This window comes from Pedobacter rhizosphaerae (assembly GCF_900111155.1).
Taxonomy (GTDB): Bacteria; Bacteroidota; Bacteroidia; order Sphingobacteriales; family Sphingobacteriaceae; genus Pedobacter; species Pedobacter rhizosphaerae.
On sequence record NZ_FOGG01000064.1, the window covers coordinates 1 to 10,915 of the forward strand.

The 10,915-nt window shown below is 38.6% G+C and carries 8 protein-coding genes; 3 read left to right on the forward strand and 5 right to left on the reverse strand.

Annotated features, from left to right (window positions below):
- Positions 1-267 precede the first annotated feature (267 nt).
- Positions 268-3,159 (reverse strand): DEAD/DEAH box helicase, encoded by a 2,892-nt coding sequence (locus BMX11_RS23645; protein WP_090889956.1) that lies wholly within the window; start codon positions 3,157-3,159, stop codon positions 268-270.
- A gap of 176 nt (positions 3,160-3,335) precedes the next feature.
- On the reverse strand, positions 3,336-3,908 hold the full coding sequence (locus BMX11_RS23650; RefSeq protein ID WP_090889972.1) for a TlpA family protein disulfide reductase: 573 nt from the start codon (positions 3,906-3,908) through the stop codon (positions 3,336-3,338).
- Positions 3,909-4,025: 117 nt separating this feature from the next.
- Here BMX11_RS23650 and BMX11_RS23655 point away from each other — a divergent pair, with 117 nt between their 5' ends.
- Entirely contained in the window at positions 4,026-4,352 is a 327-nt protein-coding gene (locus BMX11_RS23655; RefSeq protein ID WP_090889959.1) for a hypothetical protein, read from the forward strand.
- A gap of 113 nt (positions 4,353-4,465) precedes the next feature.
- A complete protein-coding gene (locus BMX11_RS23660; RefSeq protein WP_090889976.1) occupies positions 4,466-6,784 on the forward strand; it encodes a TonB-dependent receptor in 2,319 nt (772 codons plus the stop codon).
- Positions 6,785-6,831: 47 nt separating this feature from the next.
- Here the strand turns inward: BMX11_RS23660 and namA are convergent, their stop codons facing one another.
- Both namA and BMX11_RS23670 read right to left on the reverse strand, forming a co-directional pair.
- The gene (namA, locus tag BMX11_RS23665) at positions 6,832-7,899 is read right to left on the reverse strand and encodes an NADPH dehydrogenase NamA (protein WP_090889962.1); all 1,068 of its coding nucleotides are present in this window, start codon (positions 7,897-7,899) and stop codon (positions 6,832-6,834) included.
- Between the two features lie 29 nt (positions 7,900-7,928).
- On the reverse strand, positions 7,929-8,324 hold the full coding sequence (locus tag BMX11_RS23670) for a DoxX family protein (RefSeq protein ID WP_090889965.1): 396 nt from the start codon (positions 8,322-8,324) through the stop codon (positions 7,929-7,931).
- Between the two features lie 590 nt (positions 8,325-8,914).
- Between BMX11_RS23670 and BMX11_RS23675 the strand changes: the two genes are divergently transcribed.
- Entirely contained in the window at positions 8,915-9,904 is a 990-nt protein-coding gene (locus tag BMX11_RS23675) for an alpha/beta fold hydrolase (RefSeq protein WP_317040140.1), read from the forward strand.
- Between the two features lie 491 nt (positions 9,905-10,395).
- Here BMX11_RS23675 and BMX11_RS23680 read toward each other — a convergent pair.
- Positions 10,396-10,915, reverse strand: a 520-nt coding sequence (locus BMX11_RS23680) for a transposase (protein ID WP_139180261.1), incomplete at its 5' end; no start/stop codon positions are given.

The following is a 10,915-nucleotide window of genomic DNA, read 5'->3' on the forward strand; positions in this document are numbered from 1 at the left end:
GTACTAACTAATCATTCAAAATTCAATAATTATAGAGCATGGAATTAGAAGACTATGCTAGTCACATTCAATCAATCAATCATTCAAAACTCAATAATTATATAAAATTAGTGAATGAGAGAATTTAGAATGAGTGAATGTGCAGGTGTACTAACTAATCATTGAAAATTCAATAATTATAGATGATGGAATTAGAAGACTATGCTAGTCACATTCAATCATTCTATCATTCAAAAATCACTCATTCAATCTTCAAAACTTCACTCCTTAATTCAATATATCTCTGATATCGTCCTTACTTAAGGATTTAAAGAAGCTCTCTTCGGTGGTAATTAGTGAGTTTGCCAAAGATCTTTTGCGTTTCTGCAAGGCTAAAATTTTCTCTTCTACGGTATCTTTTGCAATGAATTTATAGATAAATACCTTTTTATCCTGCCCGATACGGTGTGTTCTATCGATCGCTTGTTGCTCTACCGCAGGGTTCCACCATGGATCAAGAATAAAAACATAGTCAGCTTGTGTTAAGTTCAAGCCTACACCACCCGCTTTAATCGAAATGAGGAATACTTTTAGGTCTTTATTTTCTTGAAACTCTGATACAATTTCTCCACGATTTTTGGTTGCACCATCTAAATAAGCAAAAGGAATGTGTTCATTTTCAAAGTGTTTTTTGAAAATATCCAGATGCTTTACAAACTGAGAAAATACCAAAACTTTGTGTCCGCCTTTTAATACGTTGTCTAAGGTATGAATCACATTCTCAAATTTTCCGGAGTCAGACACGTAGGTGCCATCAATCATTACCGGGTGATTCGCCAATTGTCTTAATGCGGTTAAGCCTTGCAGCAATTGAACTTGCTTCTGGGCAAAAGTTCCATCATCCATACTTTGCAATAAATCATTGCGGTATGCCGATTTGGTTTTTTCGTAATATGCAGCCTGATCTTCACTCATATCACAATAAATAACCTGTTCAGTTTTAGCCGGAAGCTCTGCTGCTACCTGTTCCTTGGTTCTGCGAAGTACAAAGGGTTTAATAATCGTTTGTAGCTTACGGGCTTTTTCTTCGTCTTTCTTTTTCTCTATCGCCTGCACGTATTCTTCATAGAAAAAAGCCTGCGTACCCAATAATCCAGGGTTTAAGAAAGTAAGCTGCGACCATAAATCGCCAACCGAGTTTTCTACAGGGGTACCACTCAATATTAACCTATGGCGAGATTTTAAACTTCTTACAGCTTTAAATGATTTTGAAGAAGGATTTTTAATGTTCTGGCTTTCATCCAAAATTACGTAATTGAAATAAAAGCTCTTCAGTTCGTCCACATCAACACGCGTTACCCCATAGGTGGTAATTACAATATCATAGTTGGCAAAATTAGCTACGTCTTTATTCCTGTTGGTACCCGTGTGGGCAAGAATTTTAAGTTTTGGTGTAAATTTCTTAGCCTCGGTAAGCCAGTTATAAATTAACGAAGTAGGCATAATAATCAAGGAGGTTGTATGGGTTTCTGCCAGTTGATCGTCTTCCTTAGCCTTTTGAAGCATAGCCAGGGTTTGAATGGTTTTACCCAATCCCATATCATCGGCTAAACAACCTCCGAAATTATATTCACGTAAAAAGCTAAACCAGTTATAGCCTGCTTTTTGGTAATCTCTTAAACTGCCCTTAAAATTTACGGGCATTTGCGTATCAGCAATATCTTCAAAACCTGATAAGCGTTGCAGTTTTCGCTCTAAAGTAACATTGGCTAAACTATCCTCAGCTAAATCATTGATTAAGCCAATATGATGCTTTTTCAGCTTCAATGTTTTTCCAGCTTCTGCCAAACTGAACAAACTGCCGTACTGCGTAAACCATTTTTCAGGTATAATCGCCACTTCGCCATCTGGCAAAATGAATTCTCGCTTTTTATGAAGAATATGTTGTTTTAACGATAAGAATGGAATCTGATATTTTCCAAACCAAACTACAGCATGGATATCAAACCAATCATTACCTTCTTTTACTTCTAAATCTATTTTAGATGCACCAAAAACAAAACGTTTTTGACCCGTTGCCTGTTCAATTTCAAAACCCGCGGCCTCTAAAATTTCAATGTGCTCGTTTACCCAGTTAATGGCGGCATAGCTTGGATTATCCTCATCAGCTGCAACCTCCAGATTACTGAACAACGAACTTGTTTTTTTAAGCCCTAAAGAAAGCAGCAGGTTAAATTGTTTTTTCTCCCATTCAGCAGATCTTTTTATTCGGTGAAAAATATAGTTGTCGGCAATTTTTTCTAATCTTACCGTTACTTTATGTGCATTTTCTACCGGAAAAATATATTCACCGTATTTAAAATAGAGTTGTATTTGAGATAAACCTCCATCCACATACAATACCTTAATAATAGGAATGGCCTCGAACTGTTCAGTCCTGATCTCAAACCCTTCTGCATATACGTGGTGCTTCTCAATAAGTGGAGCTACAAATTTCTCAAAATAAGTAGCTTCAGTCGTTTTCGGAATGGCAATGTAGCGTTTGTTCAAAAACGGTTGCAACTTCTTCCCTTCAATATCCTGGTCAAAGAAATAGAGCACATCATTTAACAACAACCAGGCGGGTTTATTGCTAATGATCTGCGCATCCTTAAACATGAACTCAATACGCAGATTTTGGTATTTGATGGTTGGGAAATAGCGGGTTTCAGTCTCATTTCTCCTAAAATGAAAAAGGATAGATGCCGGTTCTGCTGCCAGTTCGATCTTGCGCTCCACGGGCCAACCGTCTTTATCCATCAAATAAAGTTCGTCTTTAACCTTTAGCAGCTCTAAAGCCTCAGCTAATTTTTTTTCTATTTTCGGACGAACATTCTCATAGAATTTATCATCGAAAATCTTCGCGAAGAACTCTGTAGGCCGGATTAACTTCTTGTAATATTTTTTAATCAGGGAATCCTGCTCAATATCATCTAATATCTTAATCAGCTTGTAGTCGATTTCGCTTAAGCAGGCATTGAATTCTTCCGCGGTATGCGTAAAAATTCTTTGATAGGTAAAGGAAAAATCGCCGTGGGGATTTAGCTGAACTACATGGGGTTCAATTAAATAGCCCAAATACTCATGTTTGCACAAGGAGTACACCACTTTACAGTTTTTTGAGCTATCTACACGTAACATTAATCAGAATAAAATTTTTAAAAGCTACTCCGCTTAAAAAACTTTAAACTTACAACATTTTGCGATTACAACAAAAAAAGCGAGACAAATTGTAACAAAAAAAATAGTTTTGAGAATTTAGCTGTTTGATCAGCGCAAAAGGCGTTATGAAGATTGAGATTTAATTAATCGCGTGTTCAGTTTCCTTTTAATTTACGTAGAAAATCGATGATTTTTTGATCTGCGTAATTCGCCATCCCCTCATGATGGAATGACAGGCGACCTTCTTTATCAAAAATAACAGTGGTAGGTAAGGTTCCTTTGAAAATTTGCTCTGGAATTTCACTTTCCACACGATAAACAGGAAGTTCATATTTTCTTTCCCGCATAAATGCTGAAGCTTTGGCCAGTTCACCATCGGCATCAGCGAATATAAAAACGATACTTTTATCCGTTTTAAAAGTTTGGTAAAGTTTATTCAAAGAAGGCATTTCGGCCCGGCAGGGCGGGCACCAGGTGGTCCAGAAATTCAGAAAGATCACTTTTCCCCTTAAATCGCCAAGATCTACCAGTTCGCCTTTAACATTTTTAAACTTAATTCCTTCCAGGTTCGTGCTTAACATCTTCTCCTGCGTTGACACATTGGGCTGATAAAAACCAATCTGCATCAGTCCCTTTAACAACAAAGCTTTGGCATCTGGCACCAAAACAATCACCAGGAGGAAGGCTACAAACAATACATTGAAAATATTTTTCTTCAGGAAATTCATTGCATACATTGGCATTAAAATTAAGCGCTAAACTCCACATCACCCGCTAAATAAAAGCAATGTTACTTTTCAAAGATATAGATTTGACAAGGATTTGTTACTTTTGTCCAATTGAAAATGCAAAGACAAAATATTAAGAAATATTTATCAGTTATTATGCTGGTTGTTTTTGCTATTGCCCTAACGCCCTGGAGTGTTTTACACCACCACGAGGAAATTCCCATAAAAAAGGAAGTAAACTGTAAACATTTAACCCACGTTGAAGCGCATGGCGATAATTGTTTGATCTGTAATGCCAGTTTTGAAAAAAACTATGTTCAGGTTTACCACATTTACAGAATTTTTCTTTCGGCAAAAATTTTCAACCGCACAGAGCCTACCTTAAAAAGTGCTTATGTAGCCCTTAAACGTACCTCATTACGGGGTCCACCAGCATTAGCATAACTTTCTTTAGGAGTATATTCTTGCTCCGCTTTTTACAATCATCCAATTTAATAGGGCTAATCATTCTTCTTGAATTGATGGCCGTATGCTATACTATTTTATACGATCATATTATGAAAAAATTACAGCTATTTAGCTTTGTAATTCTATATACCTTATTATTCAATACTGCTTTTGCAGGAGTTTTGAAAGATATTAAAGGAAAAGTTACCGATGCCAGTACCCAACAAACACTGCCTGGTGCCACTATTTTTATTCCGGATTTGAAAGTTACGGCCATCACCAATAATGATGGAGAATTCACCATTAAGAACCTTTCTTCTAAGGGATCTTATTTAATTGAGGTGCACTATATCGGCTATAAAACGGCTACAAAAATTGTTAACCTCAGTGCCATTAATACGGTTGAGTTTGAGTTGCAGCCAACGGCGATAGAAACCCGTGAGGTGGTGATTACCGGAGCACTCATTAGTAGTACGAGTAAAAGAAACAGTGCCTCTTCTGCTGTATTGGGTAAAGATCAGCTTTTGCAGCCTGCAAGCAACCTAATTGATGCTATTGCCAAAATTCCCGGTGTTTCTCAAATAACCACAGGCCCATCTATTTCTAAGCCTGTAATCAGGGGATTGGGCTATAACCGAATTGTAACCCTGGATGATGGAATTAAGCAACAGGGCCAACAATGGGGGGATGAACATGGAATCGAAATCGATCAGTTTAAATCAGATCGGGTAGAAGTACTTCGTGGAGCTGCTTCTTTAATGTATGGTTCTGATGCATTGGGAGGCGTAATTAACCTGCTTGAGCCGAGCACAGCGCCTGAAGGACAAATTAAAGGCGAGTTGGTAACCAATTATTCTACCAACAATGGCTTAACAGCGAATTCTTTAATGCTAACAGGAAATGAAAATGGCTTTGTTTGGAGGGCCAGAGGAACCTACAAAAATGCTTATTCATTTAAAACACCAACAGGATATTTCCCTAATTCCGGATTTAATGAAACCGATTTAAGTGGTATGGTTGGTTTAAATAAAAGCTGGGGCTACACACACTTAAATGTTTCCAACTTCAGAAATAACATTGGTTTTTACGATCCTGCGCTAGATGCAAATGGGAACTTTCTTAAAGAGGATGGCGATCCGTTCTTATCTTCCGATTTTAAAAGCAGAAGTTTAGATTATCCCCGTCAGGATATCAGACATTTTAAAATTGCTTTAAACAACAACTTCATCCTCGGCAATGGTAATTTAAAAGCCGATTTTGGGTATCAGCAGAACCAACGCCGGGAATTAGAAGACGGGCCTGAACCAGCATTATTCTTTGATTTAAAGAGTTACAATGCCGATTTAAAATATTATTTATACGAAAGCAACGGATGGCAACCGGTTTTTGGCTTAAGTGCCGATGCCGGGCACAGTGAAAACAAAGCGACTGATGAATTCCTGATTCCCGATTACGACACTTATGGATTAGGAGTTTTTGCCTACATAAAGAAAAACTGGGAGAACAATACCCTGAGCATTGGAGCCCGTTATGATTTCCGTAAAAACAACGGCAAGCAACTATTTGTAGAAGATGAAGAGCAATTTGCTCCTTTCGAGAATAAGTTTTCAAATGTTAGTGGTGCTTTGGGCTTTACGCATCAGTTTAATGATGAATGGAATTTCAAAGCCAATGCGGGTTCTGCATTTAGAGCACCAAATCCTGCTGAGTTAGGCTCTAATGGTGTTCACGAAGGCACTTTCCGTTATGAAATCGGGAACCCGAATTTGAGCCCTGAACGCAGCTATCAGGTAGATGCTGCTTTAGAGTACGAAGGTAAAATTGTTAGTGCAAGTGCAAGTATCTATAATAACTATGTACACAACTTCATTTACGCTTCCAATAATGGAGAAACGATAAATGCAGAAGGAAGTGACTATCCGGTTTACCGCTACGGACAAGTGAATGCAAACTTATATGGTGCAGAAGCCACTTTAACCATCCACCCGGTTCCATTTATTCACTTCGAAAATACCTTTGGGTATGTACATGCGCAAAACAACACCTTAAATCGTCCGTTGGCATTTATCCCTGCCGGTACATTGAGAAATGAGTTACGTTTTGAACCTAAAATTAAAGGAACGAATGATGCATATTTATCTGTAGGAATCAATTCTGCCTTTAAGCAAAGTCGTGTAGATGAGGTTTTTGAAACGCCAACCAGTGGTTATACCTTATTAAACGCAGGTATTGGCGCTACCTTTAATTTAGGTAAGCAGCCTGTTAGGTTGTCGGTATCAGCAAACAATTTGCTCGATCAGAAATATTATGATGCTTTAAGCAGATACAAACCAGGCCGCTTAAGCCAGGAAGATCCAACACTTGGCATCTACAACCCAGGTAGAAATATCACTTTCGGATTGTATGTGCCGTTTACATTACTGAAATAATTAAAAGTTATGGGTTGTGCGTTATATTTTAGCGCACAACCCAATAACTAACCTCTTTTTGCCCTTACATATTGGTTAGGCCATTCGTGGTCATCACCTAAGGCTTGTGCAGCATGCATAGGGAAGTAAGCATCTCTTAAAGAAGCCCTGGCGATAAAAATCAGATCTGCCTTTTCCTGTTCCAGTATATCTTCAGCCTGTTGTGCATCAACAATGATCCCAACGGCACCCGTTCTGATACCAATTTCATTTCTAATCTTATCGGCAAAAGGAACCTGGTAATTTGGCCCTGCCGGGATAATGGCATCCGGCACATTGCCACCAGAAGAAGCATCTATTAAATCAACGCCTTTATCTTTTAATACCGCAGCCAATTGAACTGAATCGTTTTCATTCCAGCCATCTTCTACCCAATCGGTAGCCGAAATACGTACAAATAAAGGGAGGTTCTCTGGCCATACCGATTGTACGGCTTCTACCACATCAATAACCAGACGAATCCGATTCTCAAAACTTCCACCATATATATCAGTGCGTTTATTGCTGATAGGACTAAAAAATTCGTGCAATAAATAACCATGGGCTGCATGGATTTCTACAACCTGATAACCTGCATCTTTAGCCCGCTGGGCTGCAGCCCTAAAAGCCATTACAATTTCTTGAATCTCTTTAACGCTCAGCTCATGAGGAATTACCTGCCCCTCCTTAAATGGAACAGGGGAAGGCCCAACAGGGAGCCAGCTATTTTCTCCTTCGGCAATCTGCTCTCCACCTTCCCAGGGTACTGCACAACTGGCTTTTCTTCCGGCGTGAGCCAACTGAATACCGGCAACAGAACCCTGTGCATGTATAAAGGAAACAATCTGCTTCAGTTTTTCTACGTGCTCATCTTTCCAGATCCCCAAATCTGAGGAGGTGATCCTCCCCTCAGGCGTAACCGCCGAAGCTTCCTGGATAATCAATCCCGCACCACCAACAGCCCTGCTACCCAAATGTACCAGGTGCCAATCGTTGGCAAAACCATCAATAGCCGAATATTGGCACATTGGAGAAATGACTATCCTATTCTTAAAAGTCACATCCTTTAACTTTAAAGGAGAAAATAATTTCGACATTATATTATTAGAGATAAAGGTAAATGTTGTTATTTTTTGATAATCGCATCAACCGCATAACGGTTATGAGGCAAATAAGTTAATAATACGGATAAAAATGCAACATGGATGAGCTGAGAAGGCAGGGCTTCCCAATTTTCTATCAGGGTTGTGCCAAAAATTAAGGTTAAACATATAAAGCCAGCCAACATAAGCCCCAGCCTGGTGAATAAGCCAAGAATAATCATCAAACCGGCAATAAACTCTGCAATGGGTAAAATATAACTAAATGGTAAAACCAGTGTTTCGGGTAATAATGACTTTGAAAACTGTTCGACCATCCATTCACTAAAGCTATTCAACTTCGGCAAGCGAACCAATCCATGTCCAAAAAAACTGAGCCCAATTGCCATTCTACCTAATAAATATGCCCATTTAGTATCCATTTTTCGTGTTTTATTACAAACATACAATCTGCACATTAAGGATGTTTCAATGTAGCTCAGAATAATTGGATATTTTACAAAGGAGTGATTGGGAAAGAGAGAATTTTGCAACTAGGGTACAAAAACACCAAGCCTGTATTAAGCAATCCGAATGATCTTCAGTACATACTTTCAATGAAAGGTTCAGCCAGTCGAAAAATAACGTTAGTGTAGCTTATTGAAGAGTTTTTGATAATTAGGAGGGTAAAATATATTCTCCCTCTACAACCTTGCCCAATTTTACATCGGGAAGCCCAGAGTTGATCATAGGTTTTACGAAACTGCTCCATTCTTTAATCCAAACTGTTACACATCATTTTTATTTATTCCAATCAATTAAATATAGATATGTTACTGGCACAAAATTTTAGCTTAACTATTGCTGTTCATCATTTTACATGCTTAATCTCACAAAATAACCAGCATACTGTTCTTATTATGAGCTGGATATCAAAAAAGGCATGGTTTTTAATCTATCATGTTGGGCGAAAAATATAAATTAAATATTAAATTAGGCCGATTACCTTTTGATATCAGTTATTAACCCATTAATGATGAAGAAATTCTTATTTATAGTTACCCTTTCCCTAATTATCTTAACGCAGGCTCAAGCTGAAAAAATAGATACCCTTTCTATCACGCTAGAGAATGTAAAATATCCATATCCAATTAAATATTTGCCTCTACATACAGAAGGGCAGGATATTAAAATGGCTTATATGGATGTAGCCCCTACTCGTACAGCAAATGGCCGTACAGTAATGCTTTTCCACGGTAAAAACTTTGGTGGTTATTACTGGACAGAGGTGATCAAAACCCTTACCAACAATGGCTTCCGGGTAATTGTTCCCGATCAAATTGGGTTTGGCAAATCGTCAAAACCCTTTATCCACTACAGTTTTCATCAGCTTGCCAGCTGGAATAAAAAACTGTTAGATACCTTAGGCATACAAAAAACCGTTATCCTGGGCCACAGTATGGGCGGGATGCTGGCTACACGATTTGCCCTACTGTATCCTGATAAGACAGAAAAATTGTTACTCGAAAATCCAATAGGACTAGAAGATTATAAAACTTTTGTGCCTTATGTAAGCACTGAGCAACAATACCAAACAGAATTAAAAACGACTGCCGAAAGTGTTCGCAAATATTACCAGAGCTCTTATTTCACCTTGTGGAAACCCGAATATGAAAGCCTGGTGAATGTAGCGGCTGGGGTTACTTTCAGTGCTGATTATCCAACCTGGGCAAAGGTAGCCGCAATGACATTTACCATGATTTACGAGCAGCCAGTTTGCTACGAATTCAATAACATCAAGGTGCCAACAGTTTTATTCATTGGCAAAGAAGACAAAACCATTGTAGGAAAAGGCTTACTTACGCCAGATCAACAAGCCATACATGGCCAATACCGTTTTCTAGGTAAAGAAACCGCAGCAAAAATTCCGAATGCCAAAATCATTGAATTTGATGCTTGCGGGCATATTCCACATATTGAAATACCAACTGAGTTTTTGGTTGCCTTAACAGGAAGTTTGTAAAAACTATTGCAGTAGTTTAGCATTGAGCTTTTTGTTGCAGTAGTTAGTATTTAGTCGTTAGTAATTAGACATGTGCCTAACCTGCTTCCGGCCTTGGTATGAGCTTTTTTTTGCATTTGGTCTTTATTCTTTGCTCCTTATTCCTTGCTCGTTATACCAGTCTTGATACTTGATACTAGAAGCTTGATACTTTATTCCAGTCGTTAGTACTTAGACAAGGTGCCTATCCTGCATACGATATTGGTATAAGCTTTTTTTGCATTTGGTCTTTTTTCTTTGCTCCTTATTCCTTGCTCCTCCGACACCCAGTCTTGGTCCTTGATACTAAATACTTGATACTAAAAAGTCCGAGGTCAGGGGTCGGGGGTCCGAAGCCTATGGTGCTTAAAGCAGATCGCCAAACGTACTTAGGCACCTTAGGTGGTTAAAACGGCCGGTCTTGATACTCGATACTAAATACTTGATACTATTGTAGTTGTTAGTAATGCGAATTAAGGGTTAAAAATTGGTTTTAGGAAGCAGGCTGTCAACCTTCCGAATATATGTACGAGTAGTCCCCTTGTTGATCTTACCTTACTTGCATTTTGGATCTGAGTTTTTTCATTTACCCAATTGAAGAAGGATTCTATTGGCTGTCTTATGGTAGACACTGCTCTGGAAAAGAGGTCTTTGTGAGCACGATCCATATTCTTCAGACAATCGGCTTTCCCCTGTGTCTCTCTGATTGGAGTGAACATTACTGATGCCTTTTCTTTGTACAGCCAACTAAAAAAGGGTTCATCTCGATAAATCTTATCCCCAAAAAAGGACTTTGACTCAATTGATGACCAGTTTTCCTTGAAGATGGCCAGATCGCTTTCAGAAGCCTTGCTGATGACTATACTTTCTGGATAAGGGATGGTATCCTTATTATGACTGTTCAGCGCATGTAGTTTCAAGCCGAAGTACCATAGCTTTTTAGTGGAGCAAAAGCTCTTGTCAGTCACCTCCAGGGCTACCTTCGCCTTTCTT